This is a genomic window from Streptosporangium sp. NPDC053982 (genome assembly GCF_055585205.1).
The window spans coordinates 132,030-156,210 of sequence record NZ_JBVJKQ010000019.1; the positions used below are offsets into that span (position 1 = coordinate 132,030).

At 72.1% G+C, this 24,181-nt stretch carries 16 protein-coding genes; 11 read left to right on the forward strand and 5 right to left on the reverse strand.

The features are described 5' to 3' along the window. Positions 1 to 25: 25 nt before the first annotated feature. The 5 genes from ACZ6W9_RS31440 (at position 26) to ACZ6W9_RS31460 (ending at position 11,843) form a co-directional block, all read left to right on the forward strand. On the forward strand, positions 26 to 1,621 hold the full coding sequence (locus tag ACZ6W9_RS31440) for a cellulase family glycosylhydrolase (RefSeq protein ID WP_389962076.1): 1,596 nt from the start codon (positions 26 to 28) through the stop codon (positions 1,619 to 1,621). 544 nt (positions 1,622 to 2,165) lie between these two features. Then, positions 2,166 to 5,105, forward strand: coding sequence for a glycoside hydrolase family 48 protein (locus tag ACZ6W9_RS31445; protein ID WP_389962078.1), 2,940 nt, complete (start codon positions 2,166 to 2,168; stop codon positions 5,103 to 5,105). Between the two features lie 289 nt (positions 5,106 to 5,394). Continuing rightward, positions 5,395 to 8,205 carry a glycoside hydrolase family 9 protein gene (locus ACZ6W9_RS31450; RefSeq protein ID WP_470120964.1) on the forward strand — a complete coding sequence of 937 codons (2,811 nt, stop codon included), beginning with the start codon at positions 5,395 to 5,397 and terminating at the stop codon, positions 8,203 to 8,205. A 215-nt stretch (positions 8,206 to 8,420) separates the two neighbouring features. After that, a complete protein-coding gene (locus tag ACZ6W9_RS31455; protein ID WP_470120966.1) occupies positions 8,421 to 9,986 on the forward strand; it encodes a cellulase family glycosylhydrolase in 1,566 nt (521 codons plus the stop codon). 213 nt (positions 9,987 to 10,199) lie between these two features. Then, the gene (locus ACZ6W9_RS31460; RefSeq protein WP_470120968.1) at positions 10,200 to 11,843 is read left to right on the forward strand and encodes an endo-1,4-beta-xylanase; all 1,644 of its coding nucleotides are present in this window, start codon (positions 10,200 to 10,202) and stop codon (positions 11,841 to 11,843) included. Positions 11,844 to 11,919: 76 nt separating this feature from the next. Here ACZ6W9_RS31460 and ACZ6W9_RS31465 read toward each other — a convergent pair whose 3' ends face one another. From ACZ6W9_RS31465 to ACZ6W9_RS31475, 3 genes are all read right to left on the reverse strand, one after another. Further along, entirely contained in the window at positions 11,920 to 13,263 is a 1,344-nt protein-coding gene (locus ACZ6W9_RS31465; RefSeq protein ID WP_470120970.1) for an FAD-binding oxidoreductase, read from the reverse strand. A 222-nt stretch (positions 13,264 to 13,485) separates the two neighbouring features. Next, on the reverse strand, positions 13,486 to 14,040 hold the full coding sequence (locus ACZ6W9_RS31470; RefSeq protein WP_389962088.1) for an SGNH/GDSL hydrolase family protein: 555 nt from the start codon (positions 14,038 to 14,040) through the stop codon (positions 13,486 to 13,488). Positions 14,041 to 14,759: 719 nt separating this feature from the next. Further along, positions 14,760 to 15,473, reverse strand: a complete 714-nt coding sequence (locus ACZ6W9_RS31475) for a sulfotransferase family protein (RefSeq protein ID WP_470120972.1) — start codon at positions 15,471 to 15,473, stop codon at positions 14,760 to 14,762. Positions 15,474 to 15,741: 268 nt separating this feature from the next. On the opposite strand from ACZ6W9_RS31475, the gene ACZ6W9_RS31480 reads away from it, so the two are divergent. After that, positions 15,742 to 16,857 (forward strand): hypothetical protein, encoded by a 1,116-nt coding sequence (locus ACZ6W9_RS31480; protein ID WP_470120974.1) that lies wholly within the window; start codon positions 15,742 to 15,744, stop codon positions 16,855 to 16,857. A gap of 46 nt (positions 16,858 to 16,903) precedes the next feature. On the opposite strand, the gene ACZ6W9_RS31485 is transcribed toward ACZ6W9_RS31480, so the two are convergent. Further along, complete coding sequence (locus ACZ6W9_RS31485) at positions 16,904 to 17,929, reverse strand: neutral zinc metallopeptidase (RefSeq protein ID WP_389962094.1); 1,026 nt, start codon at positions 17,927 to 17,929, stop codon at positions 16,904 to 16,906. Positions 17,930 to 18,060: 131 nt separating this feature from the next. On the opposite strand from ACZ6W9_RS31485, the gene ACZ6W9_RS31490 reads away from it, so the two are divergent. After that, complete coding sequence (locus ACZ6W9_RS31490) at positions 18,061 to 19,887, forward strand: DUF2207 domain-containing protein (protein WP_470120976.1); 1,827 nt, start codon at positions 18,061 to 18,063, stop codon at positions 19,885 to 19,887. 190 nt (positions 19,888 to 20,077) lie between these two features. After that, on the forward strand, positions 20,078 to 20,497 hold the full coding sequence (locus ACZ6W9_RS31495; protein ID WP_470120978.1) for a hypothetical protein: 420 nt from the start codon (positions 20,078 to 20,080) through the stop codon (positions 20,495 to 20,497). An 84-nt stretch (positions 20,498 to 20,581) separates the two neighbouring features. Here the strand turns inward: ACZ6W9_RS31495 and ACZ6W9_RS31500 are convergent, their stop codons facing one another. Further along, entirely contained in the window at positions 20,582 to 21,514 is a 933-nt protein-coding gene (locus ACZ6W9_RS31500; RefSeq protein WP_470120980.1) for an asparaginase, read from the reverse strand. Between the two features lie 71 nt (positions 21,515 to 21,585). Between ACZ6W9_RS31500 and dtd the strand changes: the two genes are divergently transcribed. From dtd to ACZ6W9_RS31515, 3 genes are all read left to right on the forward strand, one after another. Further along, entirely contained in the window at positions 21,586 to 22,011 is a 426-nt protein-coding gene (gene dtd / locus ACZ6W9_RS31505) for a D-aminoacyl-tRNA deacylase (protein ID WP_389962102.1), read from the forward strand. Between the two features lie 125 nt (positions 22,012 to 22,136). Then, the gene (locus ACZ6W9_RS31510; RefSeq protein ID WP_389962104.1) at positions 22,137 to 23,150 is read left to right on the forward strand and encodes an Lrp/AsnC family transcriptional regulator; all 1,014 of its coding nucleotides are present in this window, start codon (positions 22,137 to 22,139) and stop codon (positions 23,148 to 23,150) included. A 5-nt stretch (positions 23,151 to 23,155) separates the two neighbouring features. Continuing rightward, positions 23,156 to 24,112: a polysaccharide deacetylase family protein gene (locus tag ACZ6W9_RS31515; protein ID WP_470120982.1), complete on the forward strand. Its 957-nt coding sequence runs from the start codon at positions 23,156 to 23,158 to the stop codon at positions 24,110 to 24,112. The last annotated feature ends 69 nt before the right edge of the window (positions 24,113 to 24,181 follow it).

Genomic DNA, 24,181 nt, shown 5'->3' on the forward strand with positions numbered 1-24,181 from the left:
TCCTCGACTCCTCGAAGGGCACCCGATGAGAGTCCTGCGTGTTCGCAGGTGGATGGCGGCGCTGGCGGCGCTCGTCGTCACCTCGGCGCTGGCGGTCGCGTTCGTCTCCTCCCCCGCAGGCGCGGCGGGCGGCACCGGCACCGGCTACCTGCACACCTCCGGCAACAAGATCGTCGACAGTACGGGGGCGACCGTCCGGCTGACCGGCATCAACTGGTTCGGCATGGAGACCGACAACAGGACCTTCCACGGCCTGTGGTCGAGCAACCCGTGGCGGAGCCAGATCGACAAGATGGCCTCGCTCGGCTACAACACCCTGCGCGTGCCGTTCTCCAACGACGCGCTCAAGGCCGGTGCGACGGCCACCGGCATCAACGACTTCGTCAACCCCGACCTGGTCGGGAACAGCCCGCTGCAGATCCTCGACAAGGTCATCGCCTACGCGGGCGGCAAGGGCATGCGGGTCATCCTCGACCGGCACCGCCCGACCTCCGCCGGACAGTCGGCCCTGTGGTACGTCTCCGCGACGCCGGAGAGCACGTGGATCGACGACTGGAAGACGCTCGCCCGGCGCTACGCGGGCAACACCACGGTGATCGGCGCCGACCTGCACAACGAGCCCCACGCCGAGGGCACCAATCCGGCGGCCACCGGGTCCTGCTGGGGCTGCGGCGACCCCGCGCGCGACTGGCGGCTGGCCGCCGAGCGGGCGGGCAACGCGGTCCTGTCGGTCAACCCCGACTGGCTGATCTTCGTCGAGGGCGTGAGCTGCCCGAGCGGCGGCATGTCCAACATCTGGGACAACGACCCGAGCAACGACGAGGACTGCGGCTGGTGGGGCGGCAACCTGTCCAAGGCAGGGCAGTTCCCGGTACGGCTCAGCGTGCCGAACCGGCTGGTCTACTCGCCGCACGAGTACGCCACGTCCGTCTACCACCAGGCGTGGTTCGACGACCCGTCCTACCCGGCGAACATGCCCGCGATCTGGGACAGGTACTGGGGCTACCTCTACAAGCAGAACATCGCGCCGATCATGATGGGCGAGTTCGGCACCACCCTGCAGTCCCCGATCGACAAGGTCTGGCTCCAGGAGCTGATGAAGTACACCGGGACCGGGGTGAACGGCATGTCGTTCACCTACTGGTCGTGGAACCCCAACTCCGGTGACACCGGGGGCATCCTCAAGGACGACTGGACCACGGTCGACCAGGCCAAGCAGTCCATCCTCCAGCCGTACCTGATCCCGCCGTCGGGCGGGAACGGCGGGACCCCGGGGCCCTCCCCGTCCGGCGACCCCACCGCCACCCCCACGGGGAACCCGTCCTCGTGCACCTCGTCGTACAAGCTCGTCAACTCCTGGCAGGGCGGCTTCCAGGGCGAGCTGACCATCAAGAACTCCGGCGGTTCGGCGCTGAACGGCTGGAAGGCCACCTGGACGATGCCCTCGGGCGTGACGCTCGCCAGCGCGTGGAACGCCGTCGTCACGGCCTCCGGCACGACCTGGACGGCGCAGGGCCCCGACTGGGCGCGGAACCTGGGCGCCGGGCAGTCGGTCACCGTCGGCTTCACCGCCAACGGCACGGCGGGCCAGCCGTCCGGCGTCACCTGCTCCGGTTCCTGATCCCTTCCCGGAGACGCCGGGCCCCGGGGCGGCTTCCCGGGGCCCGGCGTCCCGTCCTTCCCCGGCGACCGGGCCCCCGCGGGCCGGCTGTGTCCCGGGGAGCCGGACGCCCGACCCTCCGGCCTCCCCGGCTCCCCCGGCTCTCCGGCCTCCCCCGTCTCTCCGGCTCCCGGGCCCCGGTTCCCTCGGCCTCGACTCTCCGTCCCCTGGTTTCCCCGGCCTCTCCGGCCTTCTCGGCCCTCGGCCCGCGCGCTCCTTCCGAGCCCGCGGGCCGGCTCCGTCCCGGAGGAACGGGCCCCCGTCGGCCGTCTCGGGCGCATGAAAGTTTCACCCGGCGGGAAATTCCCCGCAGGGATCTCAGCAGCCTGACGGCCCGCGGCGTGAAACACGGGTGTAACCCGGAATCCATCCCATTGACATCCGGACACCCAGCCTCAAAAAATCCCTTTTGGGAGCGCTCCCACCCCCCTTTCCCCCGGCTCCAACCGGTGCGTGACCGCAACCAGCGGTTTTGCGCCGACCCACCCCCTGGAGGACCTTCCCGATGCCTCAATCCCCGCGTAGAACGGGAGCGCTCCCACGCTTCCGGAGACGGATCGCCGGACTGGCGCTGCTCAGCGTGGCGGCCGGGATGACCACCGCGCTGGCCGCCGCGCCCGCGCAGGCGGCCGTCGCCTGTGAGGTCACCTACACCACCAACGACTGGCAGGGCGGCTTCACCGCCAGTATAACGATCAAGAACCTCGGTGACGCACTGAACGGCTGGACTCTCGGGTTCGCCTTCCCGAACGCCGCGCAGAAGATCCAGCAGGGCTGGAGCGCCACCTGGTCGCAGAGCGGCCAGAACGTCACCGCGAAGAACCTCGACTGGAACGGCGGCCTCGCCACCGGAGCCTCGACCAACATCGGCTTCAACGGCACCTGGTCCGGGTCCAACCCCAAGCCGACCAGCTTCTCGATCAACGGCGCCACCTGCGGCGGTTCCGGCCCCGTCAACCAGGCGCCCACCGCGAAGGTCACCAAGCCGGTCGCGGGCGCCAGCTTCACCGCGCCCGCCACGGTGGACATCACCGCCGACGCGGCCGACTCCGACGGCACGGTCTCCAAGGTCGAGTTCTACAACGGCAACACCCTGCTGGGCACCGACACGACCGCGCCGTACTCCTACAGCTGGACCGGCGTGGCGGCGGGCGACTACTCGATCACCGCGAAGGCGACCGACGACAAGGGCGCCTCCGGCACCTCCGATCCCGTGGGGATCAGCGTGCGGGCCGACAGCGCCCCCGCGGTCGTCCTGAGCCCGGCGACCCTCGCCGTCCCCGAGGGCGGCAGCGCGAACCTGTCGGTCAAGCTCTCCAAGGCCCCGGCCTCGAACGTCACCGTGACGACCACCAGGACCAGCGGCGACACCGACCTGACGGTCGCCTCCGGCGGGACGCTCACCTTCACCCCGGCCAACTGGAACACCGCCCAGACGGTGAAGATCGCCGCAGCCGAGGACGCCGACAAGACCTCCGGCACCGCCGAGTTCACCTCGACCGCCGCCGGCCACACCTCGGCCAAGGCGACCGTCACCGAGGTGGACAACGACACCGCCGGCGGCGACAACGAGTACATCCAGCGCTTCACCACGATGTACAACAAGCTCAAGGACCCGGCCAACGGCTACTTCTCGCCGGAGGGCGTGCCGTACCACTCGGTGGAGACCTTCATGGTCGAGGCGCCCGACCACGGGCACGAGACCACCTCCGAGGCCTACAGCTACTACCTGTGGCTGGAGGCCGCCTACGGCAGGGTGACCGGCGACTGGACCAAGTTCAACGCCGCCTGGGCCTCGATGGAGAAGTACATCATCCCCGCCACCGCGGACCAGCCGACCAACTCCTTCTACAACCCGTCCAAGCCCGCCACCTACGCCGGCGAGTGGGACGACATCAAGCAGTACCCGTCCAAGCTGGACGGCGGTGTGAGCGTCGGCGTCGACCCGCTCGCGAACGAGCTGAAGAGCGCCTACGGCACCAGCGACATCTACGGCATGCACTGGCTGCTGGACGTCGACAACACCTACGGCTTCGGCCGCTGCGGTGACGGCACCACCAAGCCCGCCTACATCAACACCTACCAGCGCGGCCCGGAGGAGTCGGTCTTCGAGACCATCCCGCAGCCGTCCTGCGACACCTTCAAGCACGGCGGCAAGAACGGCTTCCTCGACCTGTTCACCGGGGACAGCAGCTACGCCAAGCAGTGGAAGTACACCAACGCCCCCGACGCCGACGCCCGCGCCGTCCAGGTCGCCTACTGGGCGCACACCTGGGCCAAGGAGCAGGGCAAGGAGTCGCAGGTCGCCGGCTCGGTCACCAAGGCCGCGAAGATGGGTGACTACCTGCGCTACGCGATGTACGACAAGTACTTCAAGAAGCAGGGCTGCACCAGCACCTCCTGCGCGGCCGGCACCGGCAAGGACAGCTCCGCGTACCTGCTGAGCTGGTACTACGCCTGGGGCGGCGCGCTCGACACCTCCGCCGGCTGGGCCTGGCGGATCGGCTCCAGCCACAACCACTCCGGCTACCAGAACCCGATGGCCGCCTGGGCCCTGTCCAGCGTGGACGCCCTCAAGCCCAAGGGCGCGACCGCCGTACAGGACTGGACCACCAGCACCAAGCGGCAGATGGAGTTCTACCGCTGGCTGCAGTCGACCGAGGGCGCGATCGCCGGTGGCGCCACCAACAGCTGGCAGGGCCACTACGCCGCCCCGCCGTCGACCCTGCCGACCTTCTACGGCATGGCCTACGACTGGCAGCCGGTCTACCACGACCCGCCGTCCAACCAGTGGTTCGGCTTCCAGGCCTGGTCCATGGAGCGCGTCGCGGAGCTGTACTACGCGACCGGCAACGCCGACGCCAAGCTCGTCCTGGACAAGTGGGTCAAGTGGGCGACCGACAACACCACGATCAACGCCGACGGGACCTACCAGATCCCCTCGACCCTGGTGTGGACCGGCCAGCCGGAGACCTGGGACCCGAACAACCCGCGTGACAACACCAAGCTGCACGTCAGCATCCGCGACTACACCTCGGACGTCGGCGTGGCCGGCTCCTACGCCAAGGTGCTGATGTACTACGCGGCCAAGGCGGGCGACACCAAGGCCCAGGGCATCGCCAAGGCGCTGCTCGACGGCATGTGGAAGAACGACCAGGACGCCAAGGGCGTCTCCACCCCGGAGACCAAGGCCGACTACAGCCGCCTCAACGACCCGGTCTACGTCCCGGCCGGCTGGACCGGCAAGATGCCGAACGGCGACGTGATCGACTCCAACTCCACCTTCATGTCGATCCGGTCCTTCTACAAGAACGACCCGAGCTGGCCGAAGGTGGACGCCTTCCTGAAGGGCACCGGTCCCGCGCCGACCTTCAACTACCACCGGTTCTGGGCCCAGGTCGACGTGGCCGTCGCCCTGGCGGAGTACGGCCGGCTCTTCGGCTGACCTCCCTGAGGGAGCGGGCCGGCGCCCCGGCCGGCCCGCTCCCCGCCCCGACGGAGTACGGCCGGCTCCCGGCCGGCCGTACTCCCCATAGACCTCGGGGCGTGACGGCACCCCTGACCTGCTGTCACGCCCCGAGCACCATCCATCGGCGGACACGCCGCACCCTTCCCCCGCTCCCCCGCCCGGCCGTGTCCCACCCGACACCGGCCCGCCGTACCCCCGGCGCCGGCCGGCCCGCGGCCCCGTCTCATCCGCAAGCACCGTCTCGTCTCCCGAGAGGCACCCCCCGATGAGGAAACACCTGGCGGCACTCGGCCTGGCGGCCGTGGTCGCCGCCCCGCTGCCCGCCGTGGTCCAGGCGGCGCCGGCGAGCGCCGCCCCGGCGTTCGCCTACGGCGACGCCCTGCAGAAGTCCATCTGGTTCTACGAGGCCCAGCAGTCCGGCAAGCTGCCGAGCTGGAACCGCGTCGGCTGGCGCGGCGACTCGGCCCTCAACGACGGCAAGGACGCCGGGCTCGACCTGACCGGCGGCTGGTACGACGCCGGCGACCACGTCAAGTTCGGCCTGCCCATGGCGGCCAGCACGACGATGCTGGCCTGGGGGGCGGTGGAGTACCGCGACGCCTACGACTCCTCCGGGCAGCTCACCCACCTGCTGAACAACCTGAAGTTCGTCAACGACTACTTCATCAAGGCCCACCCGTCGCCGAACGTGCTCTACGGGCAGGTCGGCAACGGCGGCAAGGACCACGCCTGGTGGGGTCCGGCCGAGGCGATGCAGATGGAGCGACCCGCCTACAAGATCGACGCCTCCTGCGGCGGATCCGACCTCGCCGGGGAGACCGCGGCCGCGATGGCCGCCTCCTCGATGGTCTTCCGCCCGACGAACCCGTCCTACGCCGACACGCTGCTGACGCACGCCAAGCAGCTGTACACCTTCGCCGACACCGTGCGGAAGAAGTACAGCGACTGCATCTCCGACGCCCAGGGCTACTACAACTCCTGGAGCGGCTACAACGACGAGCTGGTCTGGGGCGCCATCTGGCTGTACCGGGCCACCAAGGACGCCTCCTACCTCGCCAAGGCCGAGTCCTACTACGACAACCTCGGCACCGAGCCGCAGTCCACAACGAAGTCGTACAAGTGGACGATCGCCTGGGACGACAAGTCGTACGGCGCCTACGTGCTGCTGAACAAGCTGACCGGCAAGCAGCGCTACCTCGACGACGCCAACCGCTGGCTCGACTACTGGACGGTCGGCGTCAACGGCCAGCGGGTGAAGTACTCGCCGGGCGGCCAGGCCGTACTCGACCGGTGGGGGTCGCTGCGCTACGCCGCCAACACCTCGTTCGCGGCGCTGGTCCACGCCGACACGATCACCGACCCGACCCGCAAGGCGCGCTACCACGACTTCGCCAAGCGCCAGATCGACTACGCGCTCGGCGACAACCCGCGCAACTCCTCCTACGTGATCGGTTTCGGCAACAACCCGCCGAAGAACCCGCACCACCGCACCGCGCACGGCTCGTGGACCGACCAGATGACCAACCCGGTCGAGACCCGCCACACCCTGTACGGCGCGCTCGTCGGCGGCCCGCCCGACCCCGACGACGCCTACAGCGACAAGCGCGACGACTACGTGATGAACGAGGTCGCCACCGACTACAACGCCGGCTTCACCAGCGCGCTCGCCCGCCTGTACTCCGAGTACGGCGGAGCCCCGTCGGCCGGCTTCCCCAAGGCCGAGACGCCCGACGGCCCGGAGATGTTCGTGGAGGCCGGGGTGAACGCCTCCGGCACGACGTTCACCGAGATCAAGGCCATCGTCAGGAACCAGTCCGCCTGGCCGGCCCGCGTCCTGGACAACGGCTCGTTCCGCTACTACTTCACCCTCGACGGCGACACCACCGCGAGCCAGGTCACGGTCACCTCGGCCTACAACCAGTGCAAGGCGCCCACCGGGCCGACCCTGCTGTCGGGGAAGACCTACTACGTCACCGTGGACTGCTCGGGCACCTCGATCGCCCCGGCGGGCCAGTCGCAGCACCGGCGCGAGGTGCAGTTCCGCATCGCCAGCACCGGCACGTGGGACCCGTCCAACGACTGGTCGTACAAGAACATCCCGACCACCCCGGGCGCGACGCCGGTCCGCACGTCGAACATCACCCTGTACGCGGGGACGGCCAAGGTGTGGGGCGACCCGCCCGGTGACGAGCCGCCGCCGGTGCCGGACACGACCGCGCCGACCGCGCCCGGCAAGCCCGCCGTCTCCGCCGTCACCTCCTCCGGAGCGGCGCTGACCTGGACCGCCGCGACCGACAACGTCGGCGTCACCGGCTACGACGTCTACTCCGGCACCACCAAACTCGGCTCGGCCACGACCACCACCCTCACCCTCACCGGCCTGACCCCGAGCACCGCCTACACCGTCCACGTCATCGCCCGCGACGCCGCCGGGAACGCCTCCCCCGCGTCCGCCACCACGTCGTTCACCACGTCCCCCGCCCCCGCGGAGGACAAGGACGCGCCGACCGCGCCCGGCAAGCCGTCGGTGTCGTCCGTCACCTCCTCCGGAGCGGCGCTGACCTGGACCGCCGCGACCGACAACGTCGGCGTCACCGGCTACGACGTCTACTCCGGCACCACCAAACTCGGCTCGGCCACGACCACCACCCTCACCCTCACCGGCCTGACCCCGAGCACCGCCTACACCGTCCACGTCATCGCCCGCGACGCCGCCGGAAACGTCTCCCCCGCGTCCGCCACCACGTCGTTCACCACGACGGCGCCCCCGGCCGGCGGCTGCACCGCCGCCTACAAGATCACCAGCTCCTGGGGCGGCGGCTTCCAGGCCGACGTGACGGTCAAGAACGAGGGCGCCTCGGCCATCAGCGGCTGGACCCTGAACTGGAAGTTCGCGAACGGCCAGACGATCACCCAGCTCTGGAACGGCTCCCACACCCAGAGCGGGGCGGACGTGACCGTCAGGAACATCTCCTGGAACGGCAACCTGGCGCCCGGCGCCACGGCCGCCTTCGGGTTCACCGGGACCCAGAACGGCACCAACGCGGTCCCCGCGGTCACCTGCACCGCGAACTGACCCCGTGAGCCCGCCGCGCGGTGAGTCCTTCCCGCACCGCGCGGCGGATCCACCCCTGACCGCCGTGCCCCGGTTCTCCCACTCTCGCCGCGGGCGCGGCCCCGGGCCCCCGGCCGGACGTGACGGACCCCTCCGTCCGGCCGGGCCCCTCTCCCCCGGCCCCTACGACACCCCCACCCTCGCACGACCTCCGGGTCATCCCGGAAGAGGCAGGTATGAGAATACGACTCGCATTCCTCGTCGCGCTCCTGGCATCGTTCTTCGTCTGGGCGCCCCCCGCCGCCCACGCCGCCACCGGGCTCCACGTGAGCGGCACCAAGATCCTTGAGGGGAACGGCACCCCGTTCGTCATGCGCGGCACCAGCCACGCGCACACCTGGTACCCGGCCCAGACCGGCTCCTTCGCCGGCATCAAGTCCCACGGCGCAAACACCGTCCGCGTGGTGCTGAGCGGCGGGCGCTGGACCCCCAACGCCGCCTCCGACGTGGCCAATGTCGTCTCGCTGTGCAAGCAGAACAAGCTGATCTGCGTGCTGGAGAACCACGACACCACCGGGTACGGCGAGCAGAGCGGCGCCTACACCCTCGACCAGGCCGTCGACTACTGGGTCAGTGTGAAGAGCGCGGTCACCGGCCAGGAGGACTACGTCGTCATCAACATCGGCAACGAGCCGTTCGGCAACACCGCCACCACCCCCGGCTGGACCCAGGCGACCTCCGCCGCGGTCAAGCGGATGCGGGATGCCGGGTTCCAGCACCTGCTCATGGTCGACGCCCCCAACTGGGGCCAGGACTGGAGCTTCACCATGCGCGACAACGCGGCGACCGTGTTCGCCGCCGACCCGCAGCGCAACACCGTCTTCTCCGTCCACATGTACGGCGTGTTCGACACCGCCTCCGAGGTCACCGACTACATGCAGCGCTTCCAGACGGCGAACCTGCCGTTGGTGATCGGTGAGTTCGGGTTCAACCACTCCGACGGCAACCCCGACGAGGACACGATCATGGCCCAGGCGCAGTCCCGGGGCCTCGGCTACCTCGGCTGGTCCTGGAGCGGCAACGGCGGCGGCGTCGAGTATCTCGACCAGGTCAACAACTTCAACTCCGCCAGCCTGACGAGCTGGGGCCAGCGCCTCTTCAACGGGGCCGACGGCATCGCGTCGACCTCCCGCGAGGCCACGATCTACGGCGGCCCGAACCCCGACCCCGACACCCAGAAGCCCGGCAAGCCCGGCAAGCCCGCGGTCTCCGGGATCACCTCCTCCGGCGCCACGCTGACCTGGACCGCCGCGACCGACAACGTCGGCGTCACCGGCTACGACGTCTACTCCGGCACCACGAAGCTCGGCTCGGCCACGACCACCACCCTCACCCTCACGGGTCTCTCCCCGAGCACCGCCTACACCGTCCACGTCGTCGCCCGCGACGCCGCCGGGAACGTCTCCGACGCCTCCGACAGCGCCTCGTTCACCACCCTGGCCGGGCAGGCGAGCGGCTGCACGCCCTCCTACAAGCTGGTCAACTCCTGGCAGGGCGGCTTCCAGGCCGAGATCACCCTCAAGTGCACGAGCGCCGTCACCTCCTGGAAGACCAGCCTGACCTACCCCTCCGGGGTCGGCGTCACCCAGGTCTGGAACGCCACGATGACCGCCGCCGGGTCCACCTACGCCTTCGCCAACGTCGGCTACAACGGCTCGGTCCCCACCGGCGGGTCGGTCACCTTCGGCTACATCGGCTCCTGGAACGGCACCGGCACCCCGCCCGCGCCCACCTTCCCCTGAAGGCTCTCAAACCCTTGAAGGTCCCTGACGGCCCCTCAAGGTCCCTGACGGCCCCCGGCGGTCCCTGACCACCGCCGACGGGCTCCCTCCGGTGAGGGGGTACGGCCCCGGCCGTACCCCCTCACCTCACGCCGATTCTGAAAGTTTCGGCGGCGTGCCACAAGTTTCCGATCCGTGGGTCCCGGACCCGTCTCCCCCCAGGAAGGAACACCCATGTCACGAACGCGCAGGGCGATCACAGCCGGAGCGATCGCCCTCCTGCCGATCGCCCCGGCCCTCGTCGCGGCCGTCGTCACGGCGTCCCCCGCCCACGCCTCACAGCCGCTGCGCGCGCACGCCGAGGCGCGCGGCAGGTTCATCGGCACGGCGGTGGCCACCGGCCAGCTGGCGAACGAGCCGTCCTACCGGACCATCGCGGCCACCGAGTTCAACCAGATCACGGCCGAGAACGCCATGAAGTGGGAGTCCACCGAGCCGAACCCGAACCAGTTCACCTTCTCCGGCGCGGACGCCGTCGTCGCCTTCGCCGAGCAGAACGGCCAGCAGGTGCACGGGCACACCCTGGTCTGGCACAGCCAGACACCGAGCTGGGTGGAGAACCTCGACGCCACCGGCATGCGCTCGGCGATGAACAACCACATCGCCAAGGTCGTCGGACGCTACGCCGACAACCCCGTCGTCAAGTCCTGGGACGTCGTGAACGAGGCGTTCAACGAGGACGGGACGATGCGCGACTCGTTCTGGTACCGGAAGCTCGGCAGCGGCTACATCGCCGACGCCTTCCGCGCCGCCCGCGCCGCCGACCCCGACGCCAAGCTGTGCATCAACGACTACAACGTCGAAGGCGTCAACTCCAAGAGCACCGGAATGTACAACCTGGTCAAGACACTGCGCGGGCAGGGCGTCCCGATCGACTGCGTCGGCTTCCAGGGCCACCTCTCCCTGCAGTACGGCTTCCCCGGCCAGGTCAAGGAGAACGTCCAGCGCTTCGCCGACCTCGGGGTCGACGTCCGGTTCACCGAGATCGACATCCGGATGAAGACCCCCCGCGACTCGTCCAAGGACGCCCAGCAGGCCACCTACTACCGCAACATCATGGACGCCTGCCTCGCGGTGAGCCGGTGCGTGGGGGTCACGATCTGGGGCTTCACCGACAAGTACTCCTGGGTGCCCGATACCTTCCCGGGGGAGGGCGCGGCCCTGCCGTACGACGAGAACTACGGCAGGAAGCCCGCCTACACCGCGATCCACGACGCGCTGGCCGCCGGCGGTCCCGACCCCTCCGACACCACGCCGCCGACCGCGCCGGGCACGCCGTCGGTGTCGTCCGTCACCTCCTCCGGAGCGGCGCTGACCTGGACCGCCGCGACCGACAACGTCGGCGTCACCGGCTACGACGTCTACTCCGGAACCACCAAACTCGGCTCGGCCACCGGAACCACCCTCACCCTCACGGGTCTCTCCCCGAGCACCGCCTACACCGTCCACGTCGTCGCCCGCGACGCCGCGGGCAACACCTCCCCGGCGTCCGGAACGGTGGGCTTCACCACCCTGGCCGGCCAGGCGAGCGGCTGCACGCCCTCCTACAAGCTGGTCAACTCCTGGCAGGGCGGCTTCCAGGGCGAGATCACGATCAGGTGCACGAGCGCCGTCACCTCCTGGAAGACCACGCTGACCTACCCCTCCGGGGTCGGCGTCACCCAGGTCTGGAGCGCCAGGATGACCGCCGCCGGGTCCGCCTACACCTTCGCCAACGCCGACTGGAACGGCACGATCCCCGCCGGAGGCTCCACGACCTTCGGCTACATCGGCTCCTGGAACGGCACCGGCACCCCGCCCGTGCCCACCTTCTCCTGATGTCCCCCCGCTGAGCCCCGGCGCGGCCGCCACCGCCTCCCGCGGAGACGACCGCGCCGGGCGCGTTCTTCCGGCCTCAGCCCAGGACCGGGTGGTTGCTCCGGAACACCCCGCGCGGGTCGCGGGCCCGCTTGACGTCGCGGAGCCGGGCCAGGACGTCGTCCGGGAAGGCCGCCGCCGCCCGCTCCCCGCTCCCGAGATAGGTGAACGGCTTGCGCCCGCTGACGTACCGCCCGAGACGGGCCACGATGGCCTCCCGCCGGTCCGCCACCGCGGGCGCCAGCCCGGGATCCGGCACGACACCGATCAGGCCGAGGATGTACGGCTCGGCGAGGTGGCCGCAGGCGCCGCCGCCCTCGGCCGGGCGGGCCAGCGCCCCGCCCAGGTGGCGGAGCTGCACGACGGACAGCGGGGCGGTGGGCTCGGCCAGCAGCGCCCCGGCCACCGTGTCGTCCAGGGCGGTCAGCAGTTCCCCCCGGGAGAGGGTGGGCGACGGGGCGGTGGGCTCGGCGCAGACGCCGCCCAGCTCGGCCACCGGGAGCGTCCCCCGGCCGTCCATGATCGAACCGTCGATCTTGTCGAGGCGGCGCAGCAGCGCCTGGGCCTCATCCGCCTCACCCAGGAACGTGGTGTCCACGGTCACCACCGACCGGCCCCGCAGGAACTCCGGGAGCTCCGGGAGCGGCGGGAGGTTCAGCAGCTGGAACCACACGGTCAGTTCCTCGGGGGCGTCCCCGGTGATCTCCCGGAAGGCGGCCAGCACCTCGGGGGCCCGCTCGGCCGGCCACATGACGCGCCCGCCGTACAGGGCGGGCGCCGGGTGCAGGTCGAACTCGATGGCGGTGACCAGCGCGAAGTCCCCGCCGCCGCCGCGCAGCGCCCAGAACAGCTCGGCGTCGGAGTCGGCGGTCACGGTGCCCCGGCGGCCCTCGGCGTCGACGACCTCGAAGGCGCGGACGCCGTCGGCGGCGAAGCCGTACCTGCGGCTGAACCAGCTCAGGCCGCCGCCGAGGGTGTAGGCCACCACGTTGGGCGCGGGTGAGCTGCCCGCCAGACCGGTCAGGCCGTACGGGCTCGTCGCCGCCAGCACCTCGCCCCACGCCACGCCCGCCCCGACCCGGGCGGTGCGCCGCTCCGGCCGCACCTCCACGCCGCCGAGCCGCCGGGTACGCAGCAGGATCACCCCGTCCGTGTCACCGGACGCGCCGTGACCGCTCGGCTGGGCGGCCACCGACAGTCCCGCCCGGTGGGCGTGGGCGGCCAGCGCGGCCACATCGTCGGCGTCCTCCGCCTCCACCACGGCCCTGACCCGCTGGTCCACCGAGAGGTTCCACGCCTTCCCGGCCTGTTCGAACCCCTCGTCCCCGGCGACCAGCACCCGTCCTCTGATCGTGCGTCGCAGGTCGTCCCCGAATGTCATGATCTCTCCTCTTCTTTCGCGCCGCCCATCCTCACGGCGGCGACTTGCGGAGGAGCTGGGATCGGTTTGCACGCGGCTTGCGTCCTGGCCCGGCGGACCGGCCGCCCCCGCCCTCCGGACCCGCGGGTCCGGAGGGGCCAGGAGCCCAAGGGTCCGGGGTCCGGGGTCCGGGGTCCGGGGCCGGAGGATGGGGAGCGCGGCGGTCCGGCGTGTGCGGGGACGTCAGTAGACGTCCCGGCCGATCCCGTGCTCGCGAAGCGCGGCGACGAGCCAGTGGGCGAGGCGGACGTGGCCCTCGCGGGTGGGGTGGACCCCGTCGGGCAGCAGCGCGTCATCGCCCCAGCGCCGGTCGATCGGGTCCAGGAAGGGCGCCCGCTCCCCCGCGGCGACGGCCGCGACGGCGTCGCGCACCCCGTAGGCCCACGGGGGCGCCGGGGTCATCCAGATGGGGCCGACCACGGCGATCCTGGTGCCCGGCCAGCGGGCCCGGACCGTCTCCAGCAGGGCCCTGGCCGCCTGACCGGCCTGGTCACGGAAGGCCCCTCGATCGTTGTGCCCGCCGGAGACGATCAGCAGGTCGGGGGCCGGCCGCCAGGAGAGCTCCAGGACGAAGGAGTCGAAGAACGTGCGCCCCACCCTGCCGGGGTTGACGTAGCCCGTCCCGGGCGCCCCGGCGGTGACGAGCTGCCAGCCCAGCTCGCGGGCCGTCTCGGCGGCGTAGGTCTGCCACGGCTTCACCGGTCCGGAGCCGGCGGTGAAGCTGTCGCCGAGGATCATGACCAGCGGGGCCGCCGCCCGGCCGGGCCCGGGGCCGTCCCCCGGCCCCCTCTGTGTCCTCAGCGTTCCCGGTGTCCCCGGCGGTCCGACGGCCCGGTTTTCCCCGAGCGCACATCCCGAAATAAGACAGTAAATCCCGACAAGTAGGGCGAGTATCCATGCTCGGGGTCGTCCAGGCACGGGCCCGCGCATGCCACCTCGGGGGTCTCAGGGCTGCCGACAGGGGTGCCGGCACGGACGCCGGCGGGAGTGCCGGTCCTGCGGGCGCGGCGGCTCGCGCTGCCCGGCGGGACCGTCATGAGCAGACCGGAATCCTAACCGGGGCCGGGAGCGCCGGTCCGCTGATCGGGGAATTCCCCGGCGCGGGCCCGGCCGCCGGGGCACCGGGCCGCCGGGCTCCGAGCCGCGGATGCCCGGGGGGACGATCTCCGGAGGGAGACCGCCTCCCGAGTCCCTTCCGTTCACCCACGCCTCACCTGATCTGCCGCTAGGGGTAGATTTTTGAAATATTGCAGGTTGGGCCTTGCCCAAGGGATCCTAAATAGGCAATATCTGGCATTACGGGCCCCCTATCCCAGCCTCGTGTCGTGGTCACCGCCACCCCGTAGTACCGGTAGGGCGGCCCGTCCAACTCCGCCCCGCCGGCGACGCGCCCGTCCGGTCCGCCCGCGCCGCTCCCCAGCCCGGCCCGCCGTACGCCCCGCGTTCCGGAGGCCGGTTCAGCCGCGGCGGCCTCCCCCGAAGGGGCTCTCGACCCTTCCCTCGGTCACCAGGCGTTCCATCATCCGCCGCATGGTGTCGGAGTCGTTCAGGTGCGGGAACGGCTCCCCCTCGGGGACGTCGACCTCCAGGAACCGGCACAGCGGCTCCCAGCCCTCGCGGACGTCGAAGACCAGCAGCCGGTCGGCGGGCAGGCTCTCCCGCACCGCGTCCACGTGGCGGTGGAACGCCGCCACGGCGATCTCCTCGCTCGGCAGTCCCTCCCCGAAACCCCAGCGCTCGCCGAAGACGGATCCCCCGATCATGTCCAGGACCGGGCGGAGCCTGGCCATCCCCTCGAACACGGCGACGGCCCTCTCCGGCATGCCCGGCGGCAGTTCCCTGCCGGGTCCGTTGGCGAGCAGGTTGCCCATGCTGTCGTACCAGCGGTGGGGGTCGCGCACGGTCAGGACGACCTTGGCGTCCGGATACGCCTCCGCCTGCTCGCGCCAGAAGAAGCTGGCCGGCCAGTCCTGGGTCGACCGATAGCCCTCGAACACCCGCTCCCAGTCCATCGGCTCGCCGGAGGCGGCGGGCAGCCACCGGTCGACGTGGTCCGGGTTCGAGAGGATCTCGAACATGTGGTAGCAGGGGCCGAACCCCAGCCGTTCCAGAGCGGCCTTCGTGGAACTGGTCCCGGTGCGCGGGAACCCCGCGCCGATCACCTTCAGCATGCCGTCCCTCGCATTCGACGATCTCCGTACTCGTCCCCCGGCGGCATGCCCGCCGCGTCGTCCGCCCACACCCGCCGGGTCCGCTCTGTCCCGGAACGGCCACCGCGCCGTACGGGGCCGTCGTCGAGCATCCGGTACGGCCGTCGCGCCGTACGAAGCCGTACAAAACGGTCGCCGCCTCAGGGAGGCACCGTACGGCATGGCCGCCCCACCGGCCGAGTACGGCGAAGCCCCGCCCGGCCGGGTGGAAACGCAGTAATGTCCCGCCATGCGCTCCTCATACGGATTCATCGGCGCCGTTTCCCTGACGTCGTCCGCCGCCCTCCTCACCGCGGGGATGACCGGCGCTCCCGCGACGGCGGCCGTGGATCGCGTCGCCTCCGGCGGAGCGCCCGCCGCCGCGGCACGCCTCGCCCCGGGCGACCCCGCAGGCCGGGTCCCCGTCCCCGCCGAGGCGCGCGCCGTGAACACCTCCCGCCCGACCCGGGTCGTGGGCAGGGGGACCCCGGCGAGCTGCACCTCCGAGGCCGTGGTCCGGGCGGTCGCCGCGGGCGGGATCATCACGTTCTCCTGCGGCCCGAAACCGGTGACGATCAGGATGAAGGCGACCGCGAAGGTGGTCAACACCAGCGCCCAGGTCGTCCTCGACGGCGGCGGAAAGGTCACCCTCAGCGGCGAGGGAAGACGGCGGATCCTCTACATGAACACCTGCGACAGGGCCCAGAAGTGGACCACGTCGCACTGCCAGGACCAGGAGACGCCCCGGCTGACCGTCCAGAACCTGACGTTCGCCGACGGCGACGCCACCGGGCAGCGGACCGACGGCGGAGGCGGCGGCGCGGTGTTCGTGCGCGGCGGCCGGTTCAAGGTCGTCGGCTCCTCCTTCGTCCGCAACCGCTGCGACACCACGGGACCCGACCTCGGCGGCGCGGCCATCAGGGTGCTCGACCAGTCGCGCGACCTGCCGGTCTACGTCGTCGGCAGCACCTTCACCGGCGGCGTGTGCTCCAACGGCGGCGCGCTGAGCAGCATCGGCGTCTCCTGGGTCGTCCTCAACAGCGTCATGAGCGGCAACCGGGCGGTCGGGAGAGGCGCCAACCCCGCGCGCGGCGGCACGCCCGGCGGCGGCAGCGGCGGAGCGATCTACAACGACGGCGACCGGTTCACCACCCGGATCGCGGGCTCGGTCATCCGGGACAACGCCGCCAACGAGGGCGGCGGGGCCGTGTTCTTCGTCAGCAACGACCGCACCGGCACCCTGACCGTCGAGCGGTCCACCCTGCGGGGCAACCGCAGCGCCCGGTTCGAGACCGAGGGCTACCCGGGTGTCTTCTTCCTCGGGTCGGGAAAGCCCCGGGTGGTCTCCTCCACGCTCGCCCGGTGAGGAACGATGAGGAACGGGGACGGTCCCGGAGGGGGCCGGCGATCGGTCAGCTGACCTGCGAGGCGGGGACGACCCAGGTGTTGCAGTAGCCGATCTTGGCGTACCGCCAGCCCTGGTGGATCCAGGCGGCGAAATGCTCGCCGCTGCCGTGGTCGCGCAGGCCCGCGCCGTTCTGGTCGTCGCCGCGGCCGTACTCCGACTCCAGCACCTCCTGCCAGCGTGAGCCGGTGATGGCGAGCGGGGTGCGGACGCTGCGGGCGAATACCCCGGCCAGGCACTGCGCCTGGAGCTCCGACCGGCGGCTGTAGGCGTTCTGGGCGGCCTTGGACCGGTTGGAGACCTCCCACCACCAGGCGCCGCCGATGCCCGCCATGGACTGCACGTGATGGCCGTACTCGTGGGCGAGGACCGTCAGGTAGGGCACGTGGTTCCCGGCCGGGTTCTGCCGGCCTGTCTGCTCGATCACGTGGCTCAGGCCGATGTACATGCCCCGGTTGGAGGGGCAGTAGTAGGCGGCGGCGTTCGGGGCGGGGTAGGTGCCGCAGGGGCCGCGGCCCGGACGGGACCAGTAGACCCGGCGGGGAGCCTGGAACACCGCCCCGGCCTGCGAGAACTTCCCCTCCCACGCCCGGTCCAGGCACGCGGTGACGGCGTTGAGGTAGGCGAGCATGTCCTGCGACCGGACCGAGGGGCGCGGGGCGCGGCAGGACGTGGGGAGCATCACGCCGGTGCCGTACAGGGGGTTGCGCTTGAGGCGGGCGGCGGTGTCGGCCCGCCGCATGGTGCGCAGGTCCACGACCGGGCGGCGGGCCGCGACCGGCGCGACGCGGGAGCCGGAGGCGGAGCCGAGGTTCAGCCGCTGCGGGGGCCGGAAGCTGGGCGGGGCGACCTCGGCGCCCTCGACCCGCTCGGGGACGGGGCTCTCGGTCGCCACGGGGCCCGACCCGGGGGCGGCCGGGGCCTCGGCGTCGTCCCCGCCCGCCAGACCGGCGACGACCACGACCGCGGTGAAGGCCGTGGCGAGGAGCCCGAGAACGCCGAAGGCCAGGGGGCTCGACCCGCGCGACCGCATGTGACCGCCTTCCCGACGAATGATCTCCGTCCGGCAATCTAGCGGATATCCCTATATAGACGTTTAAGGACTGAAAAATTGGTTATGGCCTGGCCGCCACGGATGGGCGGTTCTCGATAGGCTCCCGAGCCATGGCGGGATCTCTGATGCACCGAGCGGCGAGGGGCCTGGCCGTTGCCGCCACCCTCGCACTCACCCTGGGCGCCTCTCCGGCCCTCGCGACGGACACGGCGGGCGCGGCGGACCCGGCCCTCGCGACGGACGTGGCAGGCGCGGCGACCGTACCGGCCGGACGGACCGCGGAGGCCGGGCGGGCAGCCCGGGCCGGACAGACCGGGCGGGCCGCGGTGACCGCGCCGCTCGCCGCACCCGGACGCGCCGCGCGGGGGACACTGAACGAGCGGAGCGCGCGCGACGGGAAGGTGACGAAGGACGCCGTCGAGCTCCAGCTGCGGCCGGACGGCGTCCTGCACGTCAAGGAGACCCTGGAGTTCCAGGGGACCGGACCGACCCGCAAGCTGGTCACCCGGACCCGCTACGACGACGGCCACGACCGGATCTACCAGATCACCGGCCTGCGGGGCGGCACCCTGCAGGGCGACTCCCTCACCGTCACCGGCCGGAGCCCCGCCACGCTGGAGTACGACGTCAAGGGCGCGGTGACCCCGCTGGGCGACGCCCAGGAGCTGCGCTGGTACGCCGTGGGCGGCTGGCCGGTCCCGGTGGACCTGGCCACGGTGAAGGTGACCGGGCCCGCCCAGTTGCAGAGCCTGTCCTGCTTCGCGGGCGTGCTGACCTCCGCGATCGGCTGCACCGCCGCCTCCCCCGACCACACCGGGACCACCGCGGACTTCGAGCAGCAGGAGCTCGGGGCGAACGAGGTGCTGACCGTCGTCGTCGGCTACCCGGCGGGCGCCACCAAGGGCGCGCCGATCCTGGAGCGCCGCTTCGAGCTGTCCAACGCCTTCACGCTGGACGCCGTCACCGGCGGCGCGCTGGCGGGCCTGCTGGTCCTGCTGCTCGGCGGCATCGGCCTGCTCTACTGGACGCGGGGCCGCGACGCCCGCGTGGTCGGCCACGAGGCCGGCGCGCTCGACGCGGTGCAGAACGGCCACTTCGCCCCGCCGGACGGCGTGCGCCCCGGCCAGATCGGCACGCTCGTGGACGAGCAGGCCGACGTGGTCGACGTGACCGCCACCATCGTGGACCTGGCCGTCCGCGGCTACCTCCGCATCGACGAGCAGCCGCGCCAGACCTACGACGCCCCCGACTGGACGCTCGTGCGGCTGCCGGGCGCCCAGGTCGGCTCTCTCATGCCGTACGAGCGGGCGCTCTACGACGCGATCTTCGACGGCCGCGACGCGGTGCCGCTCTCCCAGCTCAAGGGAACGTTCGCGGCGAACCTCGGCAAGGTCCGCGACGCGCTCTACCGGGACGTGGTCACCCAGGGCTGGTTCGCGCGCCGCCCCGACACCGTCCGCACCCGCTGGACGACCGTCGGCGTGGTGCTCACCTTCGCCGGTGTGCTCGCCACCGTCGCGCTCGCCTGGTTCACCACGTACGGCGTGCTCGGCCTGGCCCTGATCATCGCGGGCGCGGCGCTGGCCGTGGGCGGGCAGTACATGCCGGCCAAGACCGCCAGGGGGTCCGCGGCCCTGGCCCACACCCTCGGCTTCCGGGAGTACCTCGCCCGGGGCGAGCTCGGCTCCGAGGTGCCCCCGGCGCAGCGGGTGGAGCTGTTCTCCCGCTACCTGCCGTACGCGGTGATCTTCGACAGCGTGGACCGCTGGGCCCGCGTGGTCTCCTCGGTCACCGGCAACGGGCAGCAGGCCGACAACCTGTACTGGTATCACGGCCCCGCCGAGTGGGACCTGTCGAAGTTCGCCGACTCGATGCGGACGTTCACCACGACGACGTCGGGTGCGATCTCCGCGACCCGGCAGCTCCGCTCCCTGTAGGCCGTTCCCGGGCGGCACCTCTCCCGGGCCATGCCTCTCCCGGAGCGTGCCGGGCGGACCGTGGACGGCCTCCCGTCAGGAGGACCGTGGGCGGCTCCTCGCCAAGAAAGGACAAATCGGGCGTGCGCCTCGCGGGCGGGGGAAGGACCACGGTCCCCCGCCCGTCTCACCGGCGATGGGAGGAGCCGCCATGAGGATCACCGCCCGACCGCACCAGCTTCCGGCCCGCGTCGCCGCCGGGCTCGTCATCCTGGAGTCCGGGCTGTCCATGGCCGCCGCGAACGACGAGCGCGCCCGGCAGACCCACGGCATGGCCGCCGGAACCTACCCGTTCCTCAAGGACCTGGACCCGCAGGAGTTCACCCGCTGGCTCGCCAGGTCGGAGATCGCCCTCGGCGCGGCGCTCCTGCTCCCCGTGGTGCCGTCGGCGTTGGCCGGCGCCGCCCTCGCGGCCTTCGCCGGCGGACTGATGGGCCTGTACCTGCGGACCCCGGGCCTGCGGCGGCAGGGCAGCCTGCGCCCCACCCCCGAGGGGCTCGGCATCGTCAAGGATGTCTGGCTGCTGGGCATCGGGACCAGCCTGGTGGCCGAGGAACTCCGCGAGAGCTGACCGCCCCGGCGGCGCGTGACCACCGGGGCGGCCTGATCGCGAGCGGTCAGGGACGGCGCAGGCGGATCTCCTGATCGCGAGCGGTCAGGGGCGGCGCACCCGGACCTCGCCGACCGGACGGCCGCCGCCGTACAGCACCCCGGCCGCCAGCTCGTCGAGGTCGTCACCGGAGAAGCCCAGCGCGCGCAGCGCCTCGACCGTTACGGGCGTCCGCGCCCGCTGGCCGCCGTCCTCGATCTTGACGGTTCCGGCGCGCCCGTCGCCGAAGGCGAACGCGTCGAACGCCTCGGCGCCCGCCTTGAGCATCAGGCCGGGCACCGCGCGCATCAGCCGGGCCTCGGGCCGCCGGGTGCCGGACGTCCACTCGGGGTGGGCGCGGAAGGCGTCGGCGACACGGCGCTCGGGGGTTCCGGGCTCGGCCAGCACGAACGCGCGGAACGCCCGGGTCACGCCCACCATCGAGACGAAGAACAGCGGGGCGCCGCAGCCGTCCACGCCGGTGGCGGCGACGCGCTCGCCGGTCAGCTCCTCGACCACCTCGCGGATGGCCCGCTGCAGCGGGTGCGCCGGGTCGAGGTAGGTCTCCACGGGCCAGCCGTTGGCGACGCAGGTGGCGAGCATCGCCGAGTGCTTGCCGGAGCAGTTCATGTGAACGCGGGACGGCCCGCCGCCCGACCGCAGCAGCTCGTCGCGGGCGGCGTCGTCCGCGGGCAGGTCCTCCGGGCAGCGCAGCGCGCTCTCGTCCAGGCCGGCCCCGGAGAGGATCTTCCTGGCCCCCTCCACGTGGAACGGCTCCCCGGAGTGGCTGGCGCAGGCCAGCGCGAGCAGCTCGCCCTCCAGGGCGAGGCCGTGGCGCACCATGGCCAGCGCCTGGAGCGGCTTCATCGACGAGCGCGGCGACACCAGGGCGTCGACCGCGCCGTGCACCCTCACCGGGGACCCGCCGGCCTCGACGGCCAGCATCCGCGCCCGGTGGGTGGACTCCACGAACCCCGAACGGACGACTTCGACAACCAACGACTCAGCAGACACCTTTGTCTCCTTTCGCGTGGATTCTAGGGTCACCGGATGCGCGAGATGATGGGGGGATGCGTGCGGTGGTGCAGCGGGTGAGTTCCGCTTCTGTGACGGTGGACGGCGTGACGGCCGGGGCGATCGACGAGCCCGGCCTCCTGGTGCTGGTGGGGGTGACGCACACCGACACCCCGGCCGAGGCCGCGAGGCTCGCCGCCAAGCTGTGGGGCCTGCGGATCCTGTCCGGCGAGAAGTCCTGCTCCGACGTGGGCGCGCCGCTGCTCGTGGTCAGCCAGTTCACCCTGTACGGCGACGCCCGCAAGGGCCGCCGCCCCACGTGGCAGGCCGCCGCGCCCGGCCCGGTGGCCGAGCCGCTGGTGGAGGCGGTGTGCGCCGAGCTGCGCGCGCTGGGCGCCCGGGTGGAGACCGGGGTGTTCGGCGCCGACATGAAGGTCACCCTGGTCAACGACGGGCCCATCACCCTGGTGCTGGACATCTGACCGGCGGCCCCGGGCGGTCGCACCCCCTGTCCGCCATGCCTTATCCATCAGATTTTACCCATGAATCGTGGATAGCGTCAGTTTAGGGTTGCTTTTGGGGGATTCCGTCAGCAATCCTGGGTCGCATGCAACCCGGCGTCCCCGTCGACGAACTCGACCGCGCGATCGTCGCGGCCCTCCAGCTGAACGGGCGGGCCCCCTGGAGCCTCGTCGCCCGCCTCGTCGGCGCGAGCGAGTCCACCGTGGTCCGCCGCGCCGCCGTCCTCGGCGAGAGCGGCATGCTCCGCGTCATCGGCGTGGTGGACGTGCTGCGCTGCGGTCTCGGCGTGCCGGTCCTCACCCGGTTCCGCTGCCGGCCCGGCGCCACCTACGACGTCGCCGGCGCGATCGCGGCCCGCCCCGAGGCGAGGTTCGTGGCGGTGGTGTCCGGCGCCGCCGACTGCGTCGCCGAGTTCGTCGTGCCCGACCACGCCGCGCTCGGCCGCGTGCTGGTCGCCGACGTGCCCGGCGGCGACCGGGTCATCGAGAGCGAGACGCACGCGGTCATCCGGACCTTCGTCTCCAACCACGACTGGAACCCCGGCGTCCTCACCCCGGAGGCCGCCGCCGAGCTGCGGGACGCGGCCGAGCTCCCCTTCGAGGACCGGTTCCGGGACGGCCCCCCGGAACGGCTCGACGAGCTGGAGCAGGCGATCGTCCAGGCCCTCGGCCGGGACGGGCGGATGCCGTACAAGGCCCTCGCCGCGGCCGTCGGCAGCAGCGAGTCGACGGCGAAGCGGCGGGTCGAGTCGCTCGTCCGGCGGGGCTGCCTGCGGTTCCGCACGCTCGCCGAACCCGAGGTGCTCGGCTACGCCGTGGAGTTCATGCTCTGGCTGGAGGTCGAGCCCGGCCGGCTGGAGACCGCGGGCCAGCAGCTCGCCGCGCACCCCCTGACCCGCTACCTGTCGGCGACCACGGGGCGCTTCAACCTCGCCGCCCAGGTGGCGCTGCGCCACTACGGCGACCTGTTCCGCTACATGACCGACGACGTCGGCTCGCTGCCCGGCCTGCGGGCCGCCGACGTCACCCTCCAGCTCACCACCTTCAAGCGGGCCTGGGTCCCCACCCCCGCCGCCCGACCGGACCGGAAGGAACCGTGACCGCCATGACCGCCTGTGTCCCCGACCCCACCGAAGCCCCCGGGCAGCAGCCCTGGCAGTGGTCCGAGCAGACCTGGCGCGGCCACGTCGACCGGGTGCGCGCCGGGCGTGGTCTCACCCCCGGCTCCTGGCCCGGCGGCGCCCGGGTCGCCGTCGCGCTCTCCTTCGACTCCGACCACGAGACGATCCCGCTGCGCGAGGGCGAGACCCGGCCCGGCAAGCTCTCCCAGGGGGAGTACGGCGCCCGCGCGGGCACGCCCCGCGTCCTGCGCCTGCTGGACCGTCACGGCATCCCGGCGTCGTTCTTCATGCCGGCGGTGTCCGCGCTGCTGCACCCCGGCGAGGTGCGCGACTACGTCGCCGCCGGCCACGAGGTCGCCATGCACGGCTGGATCCACGAGCGCAACATGCTGCTCGACCCGGCCGACGAGCGGGAGCTCGCCTTCCGTGCCGCCGACACGCTGGAGCGACTCAGCGGCACCCGTCCGGTCGGCATCCGCACCCCCTCCTGGGACTTCTCCGACCACACCCTCGCCATCACCCGGGAGCTCGGCCTGGTCTACGACTCCTCGCTGATGGCCGACGACGAGCCGTACGAGCTGCTGGCCGACGGCGAGCCGACCGGCGTCGTGGAGATCCCGGTCGAGTGGATCAGGGACGACGCGCCGTACCTGATGATGGAGCGCTACGGCGGACTCCGGCCGTACACTCCGCCGCGGGACGTCGCCGGCATCTGGCGCGACGAGTTCGACGCCGCCTACGCCGAGGGCGGGCTGTTCCAGCTCACCATGCACCCGCACATCATCGGGCACCGCTCCCGGATGGCGGCGCTCTCCGAGCTGCTCGACCACATCGCCGGGCACGACGGCGTCTGGTACGCCACCCACGCCGACGTCGCCCGGTACGTCCTGCGGGAGTCCCCCGTGGACCCCGCCCCCGCCCGCCGGCCGGAGCCCACGTGACGAGCCCCGCCCCCGCCCGCCGTACGGCCGGCCCGAACGGCCCGGACGACCCGAACGGCCCGGACGACC